The organism is Pedobacter terrae, assembly GCF_036946585.1.
Classification (GTDB): Bacteria; Bacteroidota; Bacteroidia; order Sphingobacteriales; family Sphingobacteriaceae; genus Pedobacter; species Pedobacter terrae_C.
In genome coordinates this window covers 38,779-60,907 of sequence record NZ_JAQIIV010000026.1, presented here as the reverse complement: position 1 = coordinate 60,907, position 22,129 = coordinate 38,779, and the positions used below count along the sequence as shown (strand labels likewise).

Below are 22,129 nucleotides of genomic sequence, written 5' to 3'. Positions count from 1 at the left end.
CAGTATACAAGAACCTGGCTCAACTACATTAAAAATAGCTATAAACAGCTATATAGATCTACCTAAAAACAGGTATTTCAACTAAGGTTCAAGCAAAACTTGTTGTCCTTTTTTTTACGATCTTTTTGTAGTAGCTTAAATTTACATTTTTAATTTTAATTTTAGCATAGGTTTACGTACGGTTGCATTTATTAAACCAAAAAGCCTTATAATTGTTAATTATAATCAGCGAACCAATTACGAGCATGCCATTAATCAATGAATTTTCAACTGTTCCTACCTTATTACGGAACGTTGTAAAAAATATTCACAAACCGCAGGAAACCTTTTTAATCCACAAACAAGGTGCAGAATGGATTGAAATTTCTTATGAGGATACCTTAAAAAGAGCTGATGCTGTTTCTGTATTTTTTTTGGAAAAGGGGATCAAAAAAGGCGATCGCCTGGGTTTAATGATTGAGAATTCTCCGGAATATGTATATTATGACCAAGGTATTCAGCAAATTGGCGTAATAAATGTTTCGATTTACCCTACGCTTTCAGAACAGGAAGTAGCCTATATTATTAACGACTCAGGCATAAAGGCAATTTTGGTCGGAAATAATTTTCTTTACCGCAAGGTTTTAAAAGTAGCAGCAAATTGTAAGACACTAAAATATATTATTCCAGCTTTCAAGGATTTCGAAAAGGTAACTATTCCCGCAGATGTAAATGTAGAGGTTATCGCGTTTTCTGATATCTTAGCGCTTAAACACCAAGTTACAGCTGCTGAAAGAGCAGAAATTGAGCAAAGTAGAAGTTTAGTTTTACCTGAAGATGTTTCTTCATTAATTTATACCTCTGGTACCACTGGAACGCCAAAAGGTGTAATGCTTACCCATTATAATTTTGTAAAAAACGTAGAAGTTTGTTTGCAACAAATTCCAGTGATCGATCAAACGGAAACTTTCCTTTCTTTCTTACCCCTATCGCACGTGTTCGAACGTACAGCAACCTACCATGTTTGCTGCGCCCAGGGCTGTAAAATTGCCTTTGCACAAAGTTTAGAGTTACTGGCCAAAAACATGGGAGAAGTACGCCCTACGGTAATGAGCTGTGTTCCACGCCTTTTAGAACGCATACACGATAAAGCAATTAAAGGTGGAACTGCAGGCGGAGGTACAAAGGCCAAAATATTTACCTGGGCTTTAGAAACGGGCAATAAATACCGGATTGCAAAAGAAGCTGGCAAAAATCCTGGCCTAATCTTATCGGCTAAAAAAGGAATCGCAGAGCAACTGGTCTTCAGTAAGATTAAGGAAAAAACCGGCGGACGTTTAAAATTCATGATATCGGGCGGGGCTGCACTCCCTAAAAATGTGGGTGAGTTTTTTGGCGATCTTGGCATTAAAATATTAGAAGGTTTTGGCTTAACCGAAACTTCACCGGTAATGTCGGTTACGGAATACCACAGACAGGTATATGGTACCGTTGGACGTGTTATTCCAGGTATTGAAGTTGGAATACAGGATGTGGAAAGTAAAGAAATGATCAGCATCCAAACCCACCATACTTTTAACGAGGAATTTGAATGTGCAGAAGGTGAAGTAATTGTACGTGGCCATTGCGTGATGAAAGGTTATTTTAACAAACCTGCAGAAACTGCAGAAGCCATAGATAAGGATATGTGGTTCCACACGGGTGATATTGGCCGTTTTTATAAAGGTAACCTACAGATCACGGATCGTTTAAAAAATATGATCGTAAACGCCTATGGCAAAAACGTCTATCCTACTCCGGTAGAAAATATTTATTTAAAGAGTCCAAAAATTGATCAGCTGTTTTTAATTGGCGATAAACGCGAATTTATCACCGCAATCATAATTCCAAACAGAGAAACTTTAGAAGAGACCTTTAAGCTTAAACCTTCATTTTTTGAAGAAGCCGATACTTTTATCCAGAATCCCGAAATTATCGATTGGATGGAACAGGACATCAAAAAAATTTCCAATGAACTGGCTAAATTTGAGCGCATCAAAAACTTTAAGATCAAGCGCAATCCTTTCAATATCGACGAAGGAGAAATCACCCCAACCATGAAAGTTAAACGACGTATTGTAGAAAAGAAATATGCCGAAGCAATTGACGAAATGTATGAGGAAGGTGTGGAAGCGGAATAGTAACAATTAAAAAATTTCCCATTTAGGGAACTTTACGTATATTTGTTAATATCTGTATAAGTGAGAATAATCGCAAAAAAAATACTGCGTAATTTTTGTGAAAACCATCCAGATTGTGAGGAACAAGTGAAATCCTGGTACCAGGAAACAAGCAATAGCAACTGGGAAAAACCAAATGACATAAAAAGTGATTATCCAAGTGCAAGTATTTTAGCTGATAATAGAATTGTTTTTAATATCAAAGGCAATAATTATCGATTGATTATCAAAATCAATTATGATTATCAGATGATCTGGATACGTTTTATTGGAACTCATGCTGAATATGACAAAATAGATGCTACTAAAATCTAAACACATGAATATTAAGCCGATAAAAAATCAAAATGATTATACTCAAGCCTTAGAAAGGCTCGAAGTTATTTTCGATGCTAAAAAAGGCTCGATAGAAGGTGATGAATTAGAGGTATTAGCCATCTTAATTGAAAATTACGAAGACAAACATTTTCCTATCGGCTTTCCAGACCCAATTGAGGCTATCAAGTTTAGAATGGAACAAATGGGCTATAAACAAAGCGACTTAGCCAAAGTTGTTGGCTTAAAAAGCCGTGCAAGCGAAATATTAAACCGAAAGCGGAAATTATCACTTGATATGATCAGGCAATTACATGAAATTTTCAATATACCTACAGATGTGCTTATCCAAGCATATTAAATTATACATTAGACAAAAATAAAGCCTGCAAATTCTTACTTTTGCAAAAAATACCCGAAATGAGTATAGGATTATCAGAACAAGAGCAATTACGACGTGAGTCGCTAAAACAATTACGTGCATTAGGCATTGAACCCTATCCTGCTGAAGCTTATGAAGTAAATGCTTACGCAGCAGACATATTAACCAATTATGAAGTAGATAAGACAGCATACAAGACAGTAGTATTAGCTGGTAGAATTATGAGCCGGAATATTATGGGCGCTGCCTCTTTTACGGAATTACAGGACTCGACCGGCAGAATTCAGATTTACTTAAAACGTGATGAACTTTGTCCGGGGGAAGATAAAACCTTATACAACACGGTATTTAAAAAACTTTTGGATATCGGTGATTTCATTGGTGTCAAAGGTTATGTATTTACTACACAAACAGGAGAAATTTCTGTACATGTTACTGAATTTAAGGTACTTTCTAAGTCATTACGCCCACTACCAATCGTAAAACGTGATGATGAAGGAAACGTATATGACGGATTTACCAATCCGGAACTACGCTACCGCATGCGTTATGTAGATTTAACGGTAAATCCTGACTACAAACAGATTTTCATCAAGCGTAGCAAGGTAATCAATACCATGCGCAGTTATTTCGATAACCAGGGCTGGATGGAAGTGGAAACTCCTATCCTACAACCTATCCATGGTGGTGCAGCGGCACGTCCGTTTGCCACACATCATAACACCTTAGATATGCCGCTTTATCTGCGCATTGCAAATGAGCTTTATCTAAAAAGACTAATCGTGGCTGGTTTTGATGGTGTGTATGAGTTTGGTAAAATGTTCCGCAATGAAGGAATGGACCGTACCCATAACCCTGAGTTTACTTCAATGGAGATTTATGTTGCCTATAAAGATTATATCTGGATGATGGCAATGGTTGAGGAATGTCTAGAAAAAGTAGCTATTGCCACAACGGGTTCTCATTTGGTAAAAGTTGGTGCGAACGAGATTAATTTTGAAGGCCCGTATGAAAAACTAACCATGTACGAGTCGATCCAAAAATATACAGGTATTGATGTGTCAGCAATGACTGAGGATGAGATTGCACAAACCTGTAAAGATCTGGGTATCGAAATAGATGATACCATGGGCCGTGGTAAATTAATTGACGAAATTTTCGGTGCAAAAGTAGAAGCAAATTTAATTCAGCCAACCTACATTACCGATTACCCTATCGAAATGACGCCGCTGGCTAAAAAACACCGTACTGCCGAAGGCTTGGTGGAGCGTTTTGAACTGTTTGTGAATGGTAAAGAGATCGCAAACGCTTATTCAGAATTAAACGATCCGATTGACCAAAAAGAACGTTTGGAAGATCAGTTAAAATTAGCTGCGCGTGGCGATGATGAAGCTATGGCGATGGATGATGATTTTGTACGTGCTTTAGAGTATGGCATGCCGCCAACATCAGGTTTGGGTATTGGTATCGACCGTTTGGTGATGTTAATGACTAACCAAAGTACCATCCAGGAAGTTCTATTCTTCCCGCAGATGCGTCCGGAGAAAAAGAAAATAGAAATGACACCGGAAGAAACTGAATTATATTCGTTAATTGCTGAAGGCGAACAATACCTGTTAGCGGATATAAAAGCAAAATTGACAGATTGGAGCAATAAAAAATGGGACACTACTTTAAAAGCCTTAACTGGTAAAGGCATTTTGAAAGTTGCCAAAACAGACGATGGCCTGTTTCTATCGCATAAATAATTTGTTAACCTACAGGTTAAACGCCAGTGTGATTTTTAACAAAAACATAACATAAACTTAAAAGGCTTGCTAACAATTGTTTAGCAAGCCTTTTCTATATTTACAGCAATCGATAAATAAAATCATTTGCCATATGAATACATCAAGTTTAGAAATCAACGAAAGAGAATACTGTATTAAATTAAGTAAAGATGCTTTTGACTTAACACTGGTACGCCAATTAATAAAAAGAATTCAAGCCGAAGCTTTGTTCTTTTCAAGGGTACAGGTTGAAGAAGAGGATATTTTAAGCAAAAGAGCTCAAAGAGAAGATTTTGAAGGTTTTGATTATTTAGGAGATAAATAATAGCCTATACGTCACCCTGATCCGATAACTATCGGATTTATTTCAGGATCCGTTAAATAGATGCTGAAATGAATTCAGCATGACGATTGGATTAACCGATTAACTATTTTACACAGTTAACCGATTAATCGGTTTGGATATTTTGTTTTTCCTAATCAACATCCAAAGTTCCTTCTACTGAATCATCCATCGTTTTACCTGTAATTACAGATGCGGCCATTTTCAAAAATGCAACAGCTGTACCGTGTTTAGTATCCCAGTAATATCCCTCTGATGGAATTACTTTAATCAGTGTAATATTCGGGTCGTCCTTCCCTCCCTGAAACCAGGTTTTAATAAACGGGCTCCAAAGTTCATCTATCTTCGCCTGATCCCTGCTGATTTCTGAAATACCGTAAATATTTACGAAACCTGAATGTGCACCTGCCTGGAATAATAAATGGGTAAAAGGGTCAGCAGAAATTTCTTCATTTTTATGACTGTCTTTCATACTCATAAACCAGATATTACCTTCATCATCAACCTGCTGAATGGCCATTGGTCTTACCGATAAGGGTATACCTGTTTTGATATTAGTACAGAAAAAGCAACTTTCAGCCTTTTCGGCTAATGTTCTCAGCTTTTCAACAGCTTCTTTACCGCCCAAATCCTGGATGTTATTTTCTTCCTGAGTATTGTTTGTACTTCCTTCTTGTGATGTTGCCATAGTTTTGAAATTTTATATAAACTACAATGAAAAGTAGAATTTGGTTTTGATTTTTTATCTACGTCGAAAGGGTATGCCAAGCTGATGTTGGTACAGACGCTTCGTTTTTTTAGTAGCAGTTATAACGCAAAGCTCTCGATAATCAATTTGATCGACTTTTTGGTCCCAATACAAACACAAACGTTCCTCCAGTTTTCAGCTTATTACTGCAGGGGATCGCTGCAACCAACGCCTAAATCGGGCAGGGAGCTATGAGCAAAGATAGAATTTCATTTGTGGGCTTGCAGGGTTGCACAAACCACTGCATCTAAACCCGATTAAGCGGAATAGCCGGAGCCCAGCGAGGACTATAAGCGAAAGCGGGACTACAGTCCTCCAAGCATTACCTGAATGCTCATTTCCTAATCCGAAATATTATTGTCAAAAAAGCGCTCTGCAAAACACCAAATACATAAAGATTTTAGTACAATAGAAAAGCCACCTCATTTCTGAAGTGGCTCTGTATACGATACAATTAATACTATCTGTAACGGACTTGCTGCTGTTTGTCCATCATGCCCATCTGATCTTTCATTTGTTTAATCTGATCGGCCAATAATTTATTCTTATCTGCTTTTTTAGCTTCGGCAAGGTACATCGTAGCCTCTCGTTTGTTGCGTTTAGCCATAGCAATACCTGCTAAACTTAATTTGGCCAAAGCAATGTTATGATCCATCTGCATACCTAATGCAAGCGATTTTTTAAAATATTTCTCACTCTGCATAGGCGCTGTTCTGCTTTCAATCAAGCCGATCAATAAGTTATAATAACCATGTTGAACCTTGATCAGCTGCGTTTCATAATTGGTAATGCGATCTAAAAACATTTTTGCTTTGGGCATGTTATCTTTTCTAAGAAACCATTGTGCTAAAAGCATGTTCTCATTAAAGAAATAAGTTACCAGTACAATTATCCCCAATAAAATGGCAATAATACCCCATGGCCAGAAACCGAAAATAAATAAAGCTACTGCGCCACCCAGTAAAGCAAACCCCGCAATTAATCTGATGATATTTGGCATAAATGTTATTCTAATTATTTTTTTTTTGCAAATATCGTGTTTAAATGGCACAAATTAGATTTTAAAACAATAATTTCAATAAAAATTTACAAACTCAAAAAAACCTGTTTACTATGAAAGCCATCTTCTCCATAACCTTAATCATACTTGCGATGAACGTTTCTGCACAAGACCTGAACAAAAAAATACACGACGAAGTACACAATAAAGACATATTGATTAACGCTTGTACACGAGAGGGCGTTACCACTTTTCCCGAGTTTAAGGAAATGTACGATCCGCTTTACGCGGGGTATGCGCCTGATGCAGCGACCATGATTGAATTGAAAAAACTGATCAAGAACGAAAAAATCAAAATTGTTTTAGGAACCTGGTGTGGCGATAGCAAAGCGAACGTACCAAACTTTTTCAAAATTTTAGATGCTTTGCACTTTAAAGAAAAAAATGTAGAAATTATTGCTGTTAATGGAAACAAAAAGGCCGAAAATGGCATATTGGATGGCTTAGATATCTTAAGGGTACCAACTTTTATTGTTTTTGATAAAAAAGGTAAAGAATTGGGACGGATTATTGAAGGGCCTAAAACTACACTAGAAGGAGATTTATTGGCTATATATAAGAAAAAATCTTAATTTTTTAAGTGGAATCAGGTCTCATCCTGTGATGGTTCATCATAATGGTTCATGGTTGATAGTCAATAGTGCATCTGTCTATATTCACATCCAAGCTATTAAACAAGATCTATAAAACCATGAAACATCGACTAAATTTATTTACTAAAAATCAATCCAAAATCCATTTTACATTATACATCTTACATCAACATTATGTCAGCAGCATTAGAACCCGGATGGTTAGCCGTTTTAGAAGAAGAATTTGAAAAAGACTATATGGTTAAACTAAAGTCTTTTTTACAGGAGGAGAAGCAGCGAGGCGCTACTATTTATCCTAAAGGAGCGGATATGTTTAATGCATTAAATACGACCCCGTTTGATCAGGTAAAAGTAGTCATTCTGGGTCAGGACCCTTATCATGGTGCCGGCCAGGCACACGGTCTTTCCTTTTCGGTACAACGTGGTGTAGCCGTTCCGCCTTCTTTAAAAAATATATACAAAGAGCTGGAAACTGATGTTGAAGGTTTTAAAACGCCAAATCATGGCCATTTAACACATTGGGCAGAACAAGGTGTGCTGCTATTAAATGCCACTTTAACCGTTCGCGCATCAGAAGCTGGCTCGCACCAAAACCGTGGTTGGGAAATCTTTACTGATGAAATTATCAAAGCTTTATCTCAAAAACGCGAGCATATCGTATTTTTATTATGGGGTAAGTATGCACAGCAAAAAGCCGCTTTAATTGATCAGAAAAAGCATTATGTGTTAACAGCCGCCCACCCCTCACCTTTTTCTGCTCACACTGGTTTCTTTGGGTCAAGACATTTTTCGAAAGCAAACCAGCTCTTGATACAAAATAACCTGAAACCAATTGACTGGAACTTACCAGCCTAATGAATACTTATTTCATTAGCGGCCTTGGGGCTGATCAACGGATTTTTTCAAAATTAACGCTTAGTGAAGAAATCAAAATTATCCACATTGACTGGATAGATCCTCATAAAAATGAGTCACTTGAAGCTTACGCTGAACGGCTAAGCCAGATTATAGATACGAGTAAGCCATTTGCTCTAATAGGTGTATCTTTTGGTGGAATGATTGCAGTAGAAATGGCTAAATTGTTAAAACCTGTAACGACCATTATTATATCCAGCACGATGCTCAGCGGTCATCTCCCTGCATTATACCGTTTTGCAGGTAAACTTAGACTATTAAATTTAATTCCGGCGAAGTTATTAAAAGCATCGAATAAACTTACACAGCACTATTATTTCGGTACAAAATCCAACAGTGAGAAGATATTACTGAACAGGATTATAAAAGATACTGACCCTCATTTTTTAAAATGGGCGATCGGAAGTATTTTAAGCTGGGAAAACAAGATTAAACCGGAAAGGATTTTTCACATCCACGGCACGAATGACAAAATCCTCTATTCTAAAAAAGCAATTCCTGATTTCGTGATCGAAAGCGGAACGCATTTTATGGTTTATCAACATGCCCGGAAAATTTCCGGGATTATTGATGAATTGATATTGAATAATGGAATCACCTTATCATTTCAAGCTTTTTTAGACCGAAAATGCTAAGATAGATGTATCAATGATAGTTTATTATGATCGTCATCTCGTGAAAGACATTTAATGAGACATCTATTTCCAGATTCTCTACTGCGCTACTTCACAAGACGACGATCACTGAAGAAAATATGATTTTAATCCTTAAATTTCTTCATAAAATTACCCACGCTTTCTTCTAAATTTCCATCGGCAATGGCTTTAACGAAAGCGGTACCAATAATGGCACCATTGGCATAAGAACAAGCCTTATCAAAAGTTTGTTTATCGCTAATCCCGAAACCGATCATGGTTGGATTTTTTAGATTCATATTTTTAATTCTACTGAAATAAGTTTCAGTAGTATCACCTACTTCTAAATTTTTACCGGTTGTAGCCGAAGATGATAACAGATAAATAAATCCATTGGTTAAACCATCTATTTTACGAATACGCTCTTCAGCAGTTTGAGGCGTAATCAAAAATACGTTGCTCAAGTGATGTTTTTCGAAGCAATCTTTATAAAACTCCTCATACTCTACCATTGGCAAATCGGGAACGATACAACCATCCACCCCTACTTCGGCACAGGCTTCACAAAATTTTTCTACGCCAAACTGCAAAACTGGATTTACATAACCCATTAACAAAACGGGGATGGTTACATTTTTGCGTAATTCTTTCAGCTGCTCAAAAAGTAACTTAAGCGTCATACCCTGATCTAAAGATTGCTTGCTACTGGCCTGGATCACCGGTCCGTCGGCAACCGGATCCGAATAAGGAAAGCCGATTTCCAAAATATCAGCACCTGATTTCTGCAGCGCTTCAGCAATCTGGATGGTATCGCCAATGTTAGGATAACCGGCTGTATAATAAATTGATAATATATTTTTCTTCTCCTGGAAGAGTTTTTTGATTCTGTTCATGTTTTTTCTTTTTCCGTCATTGCGAGGTACGAAGCAATCTTAATGCTTTGGGTTAGCCTCCTAGCGAATGTAGTAGGATTGCTGCGTACCTCGCAATGCCGATTCTTCTACAGATTAAAATATTTAATATAAGTATCCAGATCCTTGTCGCCGCGACCTGAAAGGCAAACCACTACATTTTCGCCACCTTTAAATTCCATTTTTTCCAAATAAGCCAGGGCATGTGCGCTTTCTATGGCTGGTATAATACCTTCCAGTTTGGTGCACAATAAACCTGCTTCCAAACTTTCATCATCGGTAATGGAAACATATTGCCCGCGGCCTGTTTTAAACAAATGCGCATGTTGTGGCCCAATGCCAGGATAATCCAATCCTGCAGAAACCGAATGAGGCTCTACCACCTGTCCATCCGGCGTTTGCATTAAAATACTTCTGCTGCCATGCAAAACACCTTCGTTGCCCAGGTAAGTGGTGGCCGCCGAAAATCCGCTCGAAACACCTTTTCCTGCCGCTTCAACAGCGATCAGTTTTACATTTTCATCATCCATAAAGTGGTAGAACATGCCCATGGCATTACTTCCTCCACCCACACAAGCTAAAACATAATCAGGCTGATCGTTGCCAGTTTGCTCTAATAATTGTTTTTTTGTTTCCTCCGAAATGATCGACTGGAAAATCGCCACCATATCAGGGTAAGGGTGTGGCCCCACTACCGAACCGATGATGTAATGGGTATCAACCGGATTGTTGATCCAATCGCGCATGGCTTCATTGGTGGCATCTTTTAAAGTTTTACTCCCCGAACTTGCCGGAACAACCTTTGCCCCCAACATTTTCATACGGGCCACATTCGGTGCCTGGCGTTCAATATCTACTTCACCCATGTAAATCACACATTCCAGGTTACGCAGTGCACAAACAGTGGCTGTAGCCACACCATGTTGACCAGCACCAGTTTCGGCAATAATCCTTTTTTTACCGAGCTTTTCAGCCAGTAAAATCTGTCCGATGGTATTGTTGATTTTATGCGCGCCGGTATGGTTTAAATCTTCTCTTTTTAAGAAAATATTGGCACCGTAGCGTTCCGAATATCTTTTGGCCAGGTATAAAGGCGAAGGACGCCCTACGTATTCTTTTAACAGCTGATGAAACTCCTTTTGGAAATCAGGATCAGCAATGATCTTTAAATAATTTTGACGCAGTTCTTCTACATTCGGATAAAGCATTTCGGGGATGTACGCACCGCCGAAATCTCCGTAATATCCTTTTTCGTTTACCTTGTATTTCATATTTCTTTTCTTTTTCCCCTTGGTTTAAACCAAGGGTTATGAACAACAATCTATTTCTTCATTTCTTTAATAAATTCTTTAATCTTTTCAGCATCTTTCAAACCTGGTTCAGTTTCGAAGCGGCTGTTAATATCTAATGCATATAAACGATCATCTTTGATGCATTTAATGGCTGTGGTATGCTCCAAACCAATTCCACCGCTTAAGAAGTAAGGTTTAGCATAAGTAAATCGGTCTAAAACAGACCAATTGAATATTTTTCCTGATCCGCCATGTTCCTTTGTTTTAGTATCGAACAGAAAATAATCAGTTGTACCTAAATAAGCTTCCAAAGCCGGAAAATCAAAATCTTCGTCTATTCCAAAAGCCTTAATCACTTCAACACCAGGAAAGCTAAATTTTAATGCTTCACAATATTCTGGAGATTCGCCTCCATGTAACTGAACAGCCTTTAACTTCAATGTGTTTATTTTTTCTTTCACCTTTTCAATATCCTCGTTCACAAAAACACCAACCGTTTTAATTTCAGCAGGAATGTATTTAATCAATTCTGCAGAAACATCACTGATCAATCTTGGCGATTTTTTATAAAAAATAAAGCCCAAATAATCAGGTTGCAGTTCTGCCACCGCAGCAATATTAGCAGCTAAACGCATGCCGCAAACCTTTAATTTTAACATGCCAGTAACTGTTTAAAACTGTTTAAAGCTTTTTTACCCATTAGCGATTCTTCCGCTTCGTAATAACAATCGGCAAATGAGCGTTCGGGTTTGATGGTTCGGATGGCCAATGCAGAATTACACAATACCACGTTATTCTGTACATCTGTTGCCTCGCCGTTGAGTACATCCATAAATATTTTAGCTGATGATGCTACCGTGTCACCGCCTTTAATGGCATTTACATCTACTTTTTCAAAACCCATATCATCAAGCGTTAAAATCTGCTCGCCCTTATTCGAAAAGGTTTTCACATCACAGGTTAACGAAACTTCATCATAGCCTTCCAGTGCATGTACAATCGTGTAACTTTTATCGGTATCCTGGTATAAATAAGCATATAAACGAGCCAGTTCTAAACTAAAAACGCCTACCATCTGGTATTTTGGCTGCCCTGGATTAACCATTGGTCCCAGCATATTAAAAAATGTTTTTACGCCCAACTCCTTGCGAATAGGAGCTACAATTTTCATGGCCGGGTTAAATAGTGGTGCATGTAAAAAGCAAATGCCTGCCACATCCAGATTGCGTTTTAAAGTAGCTTCATCATTGGTAAAGTTATATCCCAGGTACTCCATTACATTGGAAGATCCGCAGCCCGAAGAAACACCATAATTTCCATGTTTGGCTACATGATGTCCTGCCCCTGCTACCACAAATGAAGACAAGGTAGAAATGTTGAAAGTGTCTTTCCCATCACCACCTGTACCGCAGAGATCAATCAGATCGTAATTAGAAAGGTCTACCTTTACACACATATCCAGCATGGCGTCCCTAAAACCCTGTAACTCCTGCACGGTAATATTCCGCATGGCATAAGCGGTAATAAATGCGGCAATCTGCGAAGAATTAAATGCGCCCTCTGAGATGGAGATTAAAATGTTCTTTGCCTCTTCCCTGCTAAAGCTTTTGTTCTCAAATAAATGATTTAATATTTTTTTCATGTTTTGTATCACTCTTATCGTCATTCTGAACTTGATTCAGAATCTTTCATGTAGATGCTGAACTAAATCCGATAGCTATCGGATCAGCATGACGATCGCTTTAAAAATCTTATGTCAAGGTTTGTGTCTTAACAAACCATTATTTATTCACCACCCCGTCCTACGGACACCCCTCCACGGGAGGGGAAGGCATAAAAAAAAGGATTGCTTTTTGGGCAATCCTCTTTATTGTGTTTAAAATATTTTAAAATATATAACAATAGAATTTGCCTAACGAATTTCGTTATGCCACCACCAATTGTTATTTAAGTTTTTAATGATCATGTTTGTATAAAGCAAATATTGACATTGTTTTTTAATATTCCAAAATCTTTCTAAAAATATATGGTTTTCTTTAAAAGAAAAGTACAGTTTAATGATGATTTCGGTTTCGGTTCCAACCCCGTTACCAAAAACCAGCGCATGCTAAACCCAGATGGTTCAGCAAATATCGAGCGTACCGGCCTGCCCTGGTTTAAGTTTGACGATACCTACACCCGCCTGGTCACCATGAGCTGGCCGAGGTTTTTCTTTGTCATTCTGATAGCCTACCTCATTGTAAATACCCTATTTGCAGTATTGTACAATGTTGTTGGGATCGAAAACTTAGAGGGCGCTAAAGGTCTTACTCTTCGTGATCATTTTTTTGATGCATTTTTCTTTTCTGCTCAAACCATTTCTACGGTGGGTTATGGTCATATTTCTCCACAGGGATTTACAACCAGTATTTTAGCTGCTTTCGAAAGTATGCTTGGCCTGTTGGCATTTGCATTGGCTACAGGATTACTGTATGGGCGCTTTAGCCGGCCTACTTCTAAAGTGAGTTTTAGTAAAAAAATGGTGATTGCACCTTACGAAAAAGGTCATGGTTTAATGTGCCGTTTAGTTAATTTACGCCGTAACCAGCTTATTGAGGTCGAAGTGCAGATGGTAATGTCGTACAATGAAACCGTAGATGGCAAAAATGTGCGCAGGTTCTATCCTTTGACGTTGGAACGCGATAAAATCGGCATCCTGTCTTTAAACTGGACTTTGGTACACCCTATTACCGAAGAAAGTCCTTTTTACGCAAAATCGTTGACAGAACTTCAACAGGCAGAGGTTGAAGTTTTCGTTATACTTAAGGCTTTTGATGATACTTTTTCGCAAACCATCCATACGCGCACCAGCTATCAGGATGAAGAAATAGAAATGGATGCAAAGTTTGAAAAAATGTATTACCATAACGAGGCAGGTAAAATGGTAATGGATTATAGTAAGTTGGATAAAATTACGCCGGCGGTGTAAGGATTTTATTATTTGCCTAGCTTATTAATATTTATTTCCATAGCGATACCGTCATTTCGAGGGGTGTGCAACGCAGTCGAGAAATCTGTCTTGATAGATCTCTCCATTCCGCTTCGCTACAGTCGAGATGACGACCATTCTATGTCGGGTTTACGTGGGTTGGGTCGGTGCTAATGGGACCACCCCGCCTTACAAGGCACCCCTCCAAACGGACAGGAATTAAAAACTGATTCAGATTCATCAACTTTAAGAGCAAAGAGGCCAGAAAGTTGACAAATCTTAAGATGTACTTTGTATAAATAAAGCTGCTACAACAAAAAGGATTTCCGCTATTGTCAGGTTTAGGTAGCTAGCGTTGTTCATGATAATACCATCCCGCCTTACTGGCATCCCTCCAAAGGAATAAGTTGACAAATCTTAAAAAGATGTACTTTGTATAAAACCCAAAATATCCTTGTACAACTGGTTCCCTCCAAAAATCATCTGACTAATCATCGGCACATGGCTTTTGCCTTTAATTTCTTTTATCTCTACGGGAATATGGTTGGCTTTAAGCTTTTCGTATAACCTCGGTGTCTGTAATTTAATGGCACCATAGGTTTTACCACCATAAAAGAGTAGATGTGGATTTTTAATATTGTTCACATAAGCTAATGGCGAAGCAGCTTTCCAAACCGCAGGCCGGTCGGTAAAAGTGTGGATAAAATCAAAATAAAAATGGTCTTTTTCGGCTGTAGTTAAATATTCGTGTAGGTCCAAACCAAATGGGTCGTTCAAAATTACACCTTTAATCGGATTTGCTATCCCAGCCTGTTTAAAATATTTGGGATCTGCATTAATCAATTCAGCCAGATGTGCCCCGGCAGAATGTCCCATCACAAAAATCTTTTCATTACTCGCTGTATAATCGGCTATATGCGCTCGTACCCACTTTACGGCCAAAGCACAATCATAGCCCATTTTTTCATACTGAACATTTGGTGCCAGAGGATAATTGATGATGACTGTAACTACACCTTTCCGGGCGAAATTCCTACCCAACCACCAATAAGTTTCTTTTTTACCGCTGCTCCAGGAGCCGCCATGAATAAAAATTAAAACGGGTTTATTTTTGACGCTGTCATTTTTGTAAAAAATGTTCAGCGTATTTGCTTCGTCGGTATTGCCTGCATAATTGATATTTTTTACCTTTTTAACCTGCGCAGTAGCAAGTATCGTTTGAAATAAGAGCATCAATAAAACAAGGGATTTGTACATAAATAGGATTTTCAACTCAACGGTTAATAAACGAAATTGGGGTGGGGGTGGATCTTTTGGGTAGTATTTAAGTCAAGAGTATCAAGTATCAAGATATTATATACACACTAAACCCTAACCTAATTTACATTAATACCCTCAAATCAACAGAGTATCAAGATGCGAGTATCAGGTATCGATACATCACTTATTTTAAACGCTAACCCCTAACCACTTTACGCTAATCTTTAATCAGCGGATTTTTCTCTTTCGCGAACAAATCAAAAACCTTTTTATCTACAAAAGCCGGAAAAAGTTTGTTCATCCAAACGGCTAATTTCCCCTGTCCGGTCATGATCAGGGTACGTTTGCGTTGTTCAACACCATCGGCAATAATGCCTGCCACTTCTTCTGACGACATCATTTTACCTTCATCCATGCTGGTTTCGCCATGCGCAGCACCATCTTTTGATAAGGCCGTCACCCGGATATTGGAAGCGGTAAAGCCCGGACAGGCCACCATTACATTTACACCGGTTTTAAGCAATTCGGTACGTAAAGATTCCATAAAACCATTCATGGCAAACTTAGAAGCCGAATAACCGGTACGGCCCGGCAAACCACGGTAACCTGCAATTGAAGAAACGCCGACTATTGTTCCTTTTGTTTTTAAAATCTCTGGCAAAGCATATTTGGTACAGTATACTGTTCCCCAAAAGTTTACATCCATCAGGTTTTTCAGCACTGATAAATCCAGATCGTTAAACAGCGCACGCATTGATAATCCGGCATTGTTCACCAGGATATCAATCTTTTGAAAGGAAACGAGCGTTTGTTTGATGATGAGTTCGCAATCGGTTTCTTTACTCACATCAGCTTGTACTGCAACCGCTCTGATCCCATATTTTTTTTCCAAATCAGCAGTAATTTCGCAGAGGGTTACATATTGACGGGCAGCTAAAACCAGATTCGCACCACGCTTGGCAAATTCTTCGGCACAGGCTTTTCCAATTCCGCTCGATGCACCGGTGATGATGATAACTTTATTTTTTAGGTTCATTTGTAGTTGCAGGTATTAAGTATCAAGATTTTAGTAGTAAGTATTTAGTATTGGGTAATGAGTATCGAGTAGTGAGTATCGAGTAGTGAGTATCAAGTATCAAGATGTATGCAAATAATATGAGTCACGATACTTGCTATTTTGTACTTGATACTGAGTTATTTCATCATCGCGGTTTCGTAAGGCACCCGAGTAATGATCGATCGGCCCAGTGTAATTTCGTCGGTATATTCGAGTTCGCCTCCAAATGCAATTCCGCGCGCAATGGTGGTTACGGGAACATTAAATTCCTTTAGTCTTTTATAGAGATAAAACAAAGTAGTATCACCTTCCATATTGGGACTTAAAGCCAAAATTACTTCTTTAATCCCTCCTGCTGCCATCCTGGCCACCAAACCATCAATAAACAGATCAGAGGGTCCCACGCCGTCCATTGGCGAAATTAAACCACCTAAAACATGGTATACACCAAAATATTGTCCCGTATTTTCAATCGCCATTACATCCCGGGTATCTTCTACAACACAAATGGTTTCTTTATCCCGTTTTATCGAAGTACAGATTTCACATACTGTATAATCAGAAATATTATGGCAGGTACTGCAGTGTTTAATCTGTTGTTTAAGTTTTATAAACGTATTACCAAACTGATTTACCTCCTCCTGCTCCTTGTTCAAAAGGTGTAATACCAAACGTAAAGCTGTTTTTTGCCCTACACCAGGAAGTTTTGAGAATTCGTTTACCGCATCTTCGAGCAGTTTGGATGAAAAATTCATGATACAAAAATAGCTAAAAAGGTTCATTGTTCAATAGCCATTGGTTTTTGGTCAAATGGTCGATGGTTTATTGGTCCATGGTTGACGGTTCATTGTTGATGGTTTATTGGTCAATGGTCAATGGTTTATTGGCCAATGGTTTGATGGTCCATGGTTGATGGCTTGATGATTCATATTAAATGGTAACTGCAAGCTGCCAACTAAACTGGATATTGATTCATTGGTCAATAGTTTACTGGTTAATAGTTCATGGCCAACGGAAACTGCAAATTTCCAATTGAAAACTGAACAACATTTATTGATCATCTGTATATTTATTTAAGTATCTGATAATGGGTTATAGGCGTTTTGAGTTCCGACTCCGGACTTCCGACTTCGGACTAACAAGAATATTGCTTGATTTGATAGTTTTCTTTACATTTATCAGCTTAAAACAAAACTATGTCACCAACCATTCTCTTATGTTTTCTAATTGGTTACTTTCTGCTACTGATTATCATTTCGTTTGTAACCTCTCAAAAATCTTCAGACAATAGCACTTTCTTTGTTGCCAACAGAAATTCTAAATGGTACTTAGTGGCTTTTGGAATGATTGGAACCGCGCTTTCTGGTGTTACTTTTATTTCGGTACCTGGAGAAGTTGGTGCTCCCAGCGGAAACCAGTTTCAATATTTCCAATTTGTACTGGGTAACGCGGTTGGCTTCATCATTATAGCTACCGTTTTGCTGCCGCTTTACTACCGGATGAACTTAACCTCTATTTATGGTTACATTGAAAAGAGATTAGGTTATTATAGCTACAAAACAGCCGCTTCGATATTTTTATTGAGTCGAACTTTAGGGTCTGCAACCAGGTTATACCTTGTGGTAATTGTTTTACAGCGTTTTATATTTGACAATTATGGTATCCCATTCTGGTTAACGGTGCTCATTTCGTTGGCTTTGATATGGTCTTATACGTTTAAAGGCGGACTGAAAACCATTATTATAACGGATACTTTGCAGACATTTTTCCTGGTGCTTTCGGTTTTCCTTACTATTTATTTTATTTGCAACAGTCTTGATTTTAGCATTCCACAGGCATTCGAAACCATAAAAAGCAGCAGTTATTCTAAAATATTCTTCTTAAATGATTTCTTAACCAATAAATTTTACTTCAGTAAACAGTTTATTGGCGGTATTTTTGTAACCATTGCCATGACGGGCTTAGATCAAGATCTGATGCAGAAAAACCTGAGCATGAGTACCATTAAAGAAGCACAGAAAAACATGTTCACCTTTACTGGTGTATTTGTAATTTTAAATGTTTTCTTTTTAAGTGTAGGCGCATTGTTATACATTTTCGCCGCAAAGAATGGCATTGATATTCCTTTAGATCACATCACGGGTAAACCACGTACAGATTTGTTATTCCCCGAAATTGCGCTGAACAACCTTGGCGCTGTACCGGCCATTATTTTTATGCTGGGCTTAACCGCAGCCACATTTGCTACAACCGATTCAGCCCTTACTGCCTTAACTACCTCATTTTGTGTCGACTTTTTAGGCATGGCTAAAAAAGAAAATGTAAATGCTAAGGATGCTGTAAAAAAACGCCATACGGTACACGTAGCCTTCTCTATTTTGATGTTCATGGTGATTATCGTGATCAATGCGCTGAACAGTTCATCGGTTGTAAGTTTGATTTTCACTATCGCCTCTTACACCTATGGACCGCTTTTGGGTTTGTATAGTTTTGGATTGTTTGTAAAAAAACGGGGTCTCCACGATAAATTAGTCCCGATAGTTTGCTTATTATCGCCTTTTTTATGTTACTTGCTTGCAAGCAATTCTTCCGCGATTTTAGGTGGATATGTTTTTAGTGTTGAACTGATTTTAATTAACGGTTTAATCACTTTTATAGGTTTGTTGTTCATTAGCAAAAAGACTGACGCACAAACCAGGTTTTAATATTTAGCATTATTTTATATGACGAGTGAAGAAAAAATTAGAAGTGCTTTTGAAAATAAAGACTGGCAGGAAATTAAAGTAACCGATTCCTGGCAAATTTTTAAAATCATGGCCGAATTTGTGGACGGCTTTGAAAAATTGGCTAAAATTGGTCCATGCGTTACCATTTATGGTTCTGCACGTACTGCTCAAACAAACCGATACTATCAATTGGCCGAACAGTGTGGTAAGTTATTGACTGATAGAGGTTACGGTGTAATTACGGGAGGTGGCCCAGGTATTATGGAAGCGGGTAACAAAGGTGCACATACCAATGGCGGGAAATCTGTAGGTTTAAATATTGAATTACCATTTGAGCAGTTCCACAATAAATATATCGATCATAATAAGTTACTGGAGTTCGATTATTTCTTTGTGCGCAAGGTCATGTTTATGAAATATAGCCAGGGTTTCGTGGTATTACCAGGGGGATTTGGCACAATGGACGAACTATTTGAAGCCTTAACCCTGATCCAGACCGGCAAAATAGCCCGTTTCCCAATCGTATTGGTGGGTGTTGATTATTGGGGCGGATTAATTGACTGGATTAAAGGAACCATGTTACAAAAAGAACATAATATCCATGAAGAAGATTTAAACCTTTTTAGATTGGTTGATACGGCAGAGGAAGCCGCAGAACATATTTTCCGTTTCTACGATAAATATGTGCTTAAACCGAATTTTTAATTGGTTCAATAGTTCATTAGCCATTGGTCAGTTACAGATGGTTAGAAATGAATTGTTGAAGTTAGTTAACTGACAATCGAAAACTGGTAATTATAAACTGGAAACTGGTTAATTGTTCAAATCGGTTAACTGCAATCGTAAACTTGAAACTGCTAATTGAAAACTGCTAACTAAAAAAGTGCTTACAAACCATAAGCACTTATTTATTGTAACAACTTCAGCCAACTGGCATCTAAAATAAAACAAAATAAAATGTCAAAATTGATCAACTGGAATAGCGATTGGTTTAGCGGTAATTTTAAACTCTTTGTAGATGGGCTGCAAAAGGGAGCCATAACTTTCGGAATATGGAAGGGAAGTGCAGAAGGTGTGTTTGAAGATCAAAACTATCAGTTTGTTAACGAGGGATTCTGGCAATCAAGTACCAAGGTAATCGATCGTAAAACAAATGAAGTTGTTGCGGTCATTAATTACGACTGCTGGAAATCGAAAGCACTAATTAGCTTAAATAGCGGAGAACAGTACGAATGGAAAGCGACCGGCATCTGGAAATCCCAATGGACGGTAAGCAATTATAAAGATGAACACATTATGTATCATTCTAGCAGTAATAGCGGGTCAATATCTTCCGATACAGACAATGAATTATTGATAATTGCGGGTTTATTTATCAAGCAGGCTTATAACAGACAAGCCTTTCTTTTGATGATGTGTATTGTTCCGGTGATTACCACATCTACGCTTCGTCATCATTAATCATGTAAATTAAATCTTTGTGAGATGGAAAAGATACTGAGTTGGAGAAAAGGTTTATTTGAAAGTAACTATCAAGCATTTAATAACGGCTTATTAAAGTTTTCGCTGAATTTTATTTCATGGAAAAATTCTGCAATCGCTACTACGCAATGTGGTATTTACCTGTTTAAAAGCGAAGGTTTTTCTAAACCTGAAACGAAGTTATTGAACAATCAGCATGGAGTTTTAGCAATCATTACTTACGATTGGATTCGTTTTCAGGCTAAAGTTGTATTCGCTTCCGGCGATACTTTTGACTGGAGTTTTCAAAACAGCTGGTTAAGACGGTGGTCTTTAAATAATCATCGCGATAAACAGATTTTATTCAATGCTTCAACAGGAAGTGGCATATTGCACACCAATGTAGATGATGATCTACTCATTTTATGTGGACTTTTTATCCGTGAATATTATTCCAGGCTTCTTGTCGGCTTTAGCATTATAATATTCCTTCTCTTTTGCCTTAAGAGTGTTTTTTAGATTATAAGTGAATTATCTAAGCTATTTCAAATCAATAGTTATAATGCTTCTATATAACAGAAATACCGCCTTTCGAATGAATGATCTTTGTATGAACACAGAAATATTAACTACAGTTGTTTCTATTTTTGAAAACCCTTCTTCGTTTACTCTCATTATCAAAATGAAGAAAGCCTTTAAAAATGCCTTTTAATCGCTTCTAACATTTCGACAGTGAGTTTACCATTAGTAGCCAAAATTTCTCTTTTCTCAAAATAGTCAGTACCTCCGGAGAAATCGTACACTTCTCCACCAGCTTGCTGAACAATGAAACATCCCGCCGCAAAATCCCACTGCTGAAGGTTATATTCAAAAAATGCATCAAAACGTCCGCAAGCTGTATACACCAAATCTATCGCCGCTGCACCAATCCTACGAACTCCATGGCTTTTTTGCATCATCTCGGCTAGCAATCTTAAGTATTTCTCCTGTTTATCAAACTGATAATATGGAAAACCTGTTGCTAAAAGGCTTGATTTTAAATCAGGATTGCTGGAAACTTTAATTTCCTTTTTATTCATCAGGGCAGGTCCGCCTTTATATGAATAGAACATTTCGCCTCTGTTCAATTCGTAAACCACTCCTATTACAGGCAGTCCATCTTCATAAAGCGCCACACTTATACCATAGGCAGGAATGCCATGGATAAAATTGGTTGTACCATCTAAAGGATCAATGATCCAGGTATAGGTTTTCCCAATACGGTTAATGGTTTTTTCTTCAGTGATAAAACCTGCATCAGGAATTAACTTTTCCAGGTTTTGAACAAGTTTCTGCTCTGCTGTTTTATCAACATAAGAAACCATATCGTTCAATCCTTTATATTCTATTTTCTGAACATCAAACTGCATAGCTTCTTTACGGATGAAATTTCCAGTAAGCTTAACAACAGAGATGATTTTATTGCATAGTAATTCGTAATTCATAACTATTTAACA

General features: G+C 37.8%; 23 protein-coding genes. 13 read left to right on the top strand and 10 right to left on the bottom strand.

The genetic code is table 11. The features are described from left to right. Window positions 1-245 precede the first annotated feature (245 nt). From PGN18_RS21610 to PGN18_RS21590, 5 genes are all read left to right on the top strand, one after another. A complete protein-coding gene (locus tag PGN18_RS21610) occupies window positions 246-2,159 on the top strand; it encodes an AMP-dependent synthetase/ligase (RefSeq protein ID WP_335321656.1) in 1,914 nt (637 codons plus the stop codon). A gap of 60 nt (window positions 2,160-2,219) precedes the next feature. Continuing rightward, the gene (locus PGN18_RS21605) at window positions 2,220-2,513 is read left to right on the top strand and encodes a type II toxin-antitoxin system HigB family toxin (RefSeq protein ID WP_335321655.1); all 294 of its coding nucleotides are present in this window, start codon (window positions 2,220-2,222) and stop codon (window positions 2,511-2,513) included. A gap of 4 nt (window positions 2,514-2,517) precedes the next feature. Then, the gene (locus tag PGN18_RS21600) at window positions 2,518-2,874 is read left to right on the top strand and encodes a helix-turn-helix domain-containing protein (RefSeq protein WP_335321654.1); all 357 of its coding nucleotides are present in this window, start codon (window positions 2,518-2,520) and stop codon (window positions 2,872-2,874) included. A 59-nt stretch (window positions 2,875-2,933) separates the two neighbouring features. After that, window positions 2,934-4,643: a lysine--tRNA ligase gene (lysS, locus tag PGN18_RS21595; RefSeq protein WP_335321653.1), complete on the top strand. Its 1,710-nt coding sequence runs from the start codon at window positions 2,934-2,936 to the stop codon at window positions 4,641-4,643. A gap of 133 nt (window positions 4,644-4,776) precedes the next feature. Continuing rightward, the gene (locus PGN18_RS21590) at window positions 4,777-4,989 is read left to right on the top strand and encodes a hypothetical protein (RefSeq protein WP_335321652.1); all 213 of its coding nucleotides are present in this window, start codon (window positions 4,777-4,779) and stop codon (window positions 4,987-4,989) included. A gap of 151 nt (window positions 4,990-5,140) precedes the next feature. Here PGN18_RS21590 and PGN18_RS21585 read toward each other — a convergent pair whose 3' ends face one another. Together PGN18_RS21585 and PGN18_RS21580 are read right to left on the bottom strand one after the other, a co-directional pair. Then, a complete protein-coding gene (locus tag PGN18_RS21585; RefSeq protein ID WP_335321651.1) occupies window positions 5,141-5,695 on the bottom strand; it encodes a pyridoxamine 5'-phosphate oxidase family protein in 555 nt (184 codons plus the stop codon). Between the two features lie 520 nt (window positions 5,696-6,215). Continuing rightward, entirely contained in the window at window positions 6,216-6,755 is a 540-nt protein-coding gene (locus PGN18_RS21580) for a hypothetical protein (RefSeq protein WP_090496042.1), read from the bottom strand. Window positions 6,756-6,868: 113 nt separating this feature from the next. Between PGN18_RS21580 and PGN18_RS21575 the strand changes: the two genes are divergently transcribed. The 3 genes from PGN18_RS21575 to PGN18_RS21565 all read left to right on the top strand — a co-directional run bounded on the left by PGN18_RS21575 (window position 6,869) and on the right by PGN18_RS21565 (window position 8,958). Next, a complete protein-coding gene (locus tag PGN18_RS21575) occupies window positions 6,869-7,387 on the top strand; it encodes a TlpA family protein disulfide reductase (RefSeq protein WP_335321650.1) in 519 nt (172 codons plus the stop codon). A 195-nt stretch (window positions 7,388-7,582) separates the two neighbouring features. Then, the gene (ung, locus tag PGN18_RS21570; protein ID WP_335321649.1) at window positions 7,583-8,263 is read left to right on the top strand and encodes a uracil-DNA glycosylase; all 681 of its coding nucleotides are present in this window, start codon (window positions 7,583-7,585) and stop codon (window positions 8,261-8,263) included. After that, complete coding sequence (locus PGN18_RS21565; RefSeq protein ID WP_335321648.1) at window positions 8,263-8,958, top strand: alpha/beta hydrolase; 696 nt, start codon at window positions 8,263-8,265, stop codon at window positions 8,956-8,958. Before ung ends, PGN18_RS21565 begins: the two co-directional genes overlap by 1 nt. A 125-nt stretch (window positions 8,959-9,083) precedes the next feature. On the opposite strand, the gene trpA is transcribed toward PGN18_RS21565, so the two are convergent. From trpA to trpD, 4 genes are all read right to left on the bottom strand, one after another. Continuing rightward, the gene (gene trpA / locus PGN18_RS21560) at window positions 9,084-9,851 is read right to left on the bottom strand and encodes a tryptophan synthase subunit alpha (protein WP_335321647.1); all 768 of its coding nucleotides are present in this window, start codon (window positions 9,849-9,851) and stop codon (window positions 9,084-9,086) included. Between the two features lie 107 nt (window positions 9,852-9,958). After that, window positions 9,959-11,140, bottom strand: coding sequence for a tryptophan synthase subunit beta (trpB, locus tag PGN18_RS21555; protein WP_335321646.1), 1,182 nt, complete (start codon window positions 11,138-11,140; stop codon window positions 9,959-9,961). Window positions 11,141-11,190: 50 nt separating this feature from the next. After that, window positions 11,191-11,820, bottom strand: coding sequence for a phosphoribosylanthranilate isomerase (locus tag PGN18_RS21550; RefSeq protein WP_335321645.1), 630 nt, complete (start codon window positions 11,818-11,820; stop codon window positions 11,191-11,193). Beyond that, complete coding sequence (gene trpD / locus PGN18_RS21545) at window positions 11,814-12,803, bottom strand: anthranilate phosphoribosyltransferase (RefSeq protein ID WP_335321644.1); 990 nt, start codon at window positions 12,801-12,803, stop codon at window positions 11,814-11,816. Before trpD ends, PGN18_RS21550 begins: the two co-directional genes overlap by 7 nt. Window positions 12,804-13,187: 384 nt before the next feature. Between trpD and PGN18_RS21540 the strand changes: the two genes are divergently transcribed. Beyond that, on the top strand, window positions 13,188-14,129 hold the full coding sequence (locus tag PGN18_RS21540) for an ion channel (RefSeq protein WP_335321643.1): 942 nt from the start codon (window positions 13,188-13,190) through the stop codon (window positions 14,127-14,129). 417 nt (window positions 14,130-14,546) lie between these two features. Here PGN18_RS21540 and PGN18_RS21535 read toward each other — a convergent pair whose 3' ends face one another. The 3 genes from PGN18_RS21535 to recR all read right to left on the bottom strand — a co-directional run bounded on the left by PGN18_RS21535 (window position 14,547) and on the right by recR (window position 17,201). After that, a complete protein-coding gene (locus PGN18_RS21535) occupies window positions 14,547-15,386 on the bottom strand; it encodes an alpha/beta hydrolase (RefSeq protein WP_335321642.1) in 840 nt (279 codons plus the stop codon). Between the two features lie 220 nt (window positions 15,387-15,606). Beyond that, window positions 15,607-16,425, bottom strand: coding sequence for an SDR family oxidoreductase (locus PGN18_RS21530; protein ID WP_335321641.1), 819 nt, complete (start codon window positions 16,423-16,425; stop codon window positions 15,607-15,609). A 158-nt stretch (window positions 16,426-16,583) separates the two neighbouring features. Then, a complete protein-coding gene (gene recR, locus PGN18_RS21525; protein WP_335321640.1) occupies window positions 16,584-17,201 on the bottom strand; it encodes a recombination mediator RecR in 618 nt (205 codons plus the stop codon). A gap of 441 nt (window positions 17,202-17,642) precedes the next feature. On the opposite strand from recR, the gene PGN18_RS21520 reads away from it, so the two are divergent. The 4 genes from PGN18_RS21520 (at window position 17,643) to PGN18_RS21505 (ending at window position 21,152) form a co-directional block, all read left to right on the top strand. Continuing rightward, the gene (locus tag PGN18_RS21520; RefSeq protein ID WP_335321639.1) at window positions 17,643-19,151 is read left to right on the top strand and encodes a sodium:solute symporter; all 1,509 of its coding nucleotides are present in this window, start codon (window positions 17,643-17,645) and stop codon (window positions 19,149-19,151) included. An 18-nt stretch (window positions 19,152-19,169) separates the two neighbouring features. Further along, window positions 19,170-19,877, top strand: a complete 708-nt coding sequence (locus tag PGN18_RS21515) for a TIGR00730 family Rossman fold protein (protein ID WP_090987668.1) — start codon at window positions 19,170-19,172, stop codon at window positions 19,875-19,877. A 252-nt stretch (window positions 19,878-20,129) separates the two neighbouring features. Next, window positions 20,130-20,633, top strand: coding sequence for a hypothetical protein (locus PGN18_RS21510; RefSeq protein ID WP_335321638.1), 504 nt, complete (start codon window positions 20,130-20,132; stop codon window positions 20,631-20,633). A 24-nt stretch (window positions 20,634-20,657) separates the two neighbouring features. Further along, window positions 20,658-21,152, top strand: coding sequence for a hypothetical protein (locus PGN18_RS21505; protein ID WP_335321637.1), 495 nt, complete (start codon window positions 20,658-20,660; stop codon window positions 21,150-21,152). Between the two features lie 176 nt (window positions 21,153-21,328). Here the strand turns inward: PGN18_RS21505 and PGN18_RS21500 are convergent, their stop codons facing one another. After that, window positions 21,329-22,117: an inositol monophosphatase family protein gene (locus PGN18_RS21500; protein ID WP_335321636.1), complete on the bottom strand. Its 789-nt coding sequence runs from the start codon at window positions 22,115-22,117 to the stop codon at window positions 21,329-21,331. Between the last annotated feature and the right edge of the window lie 12 nt (window positions 22,118-22,129).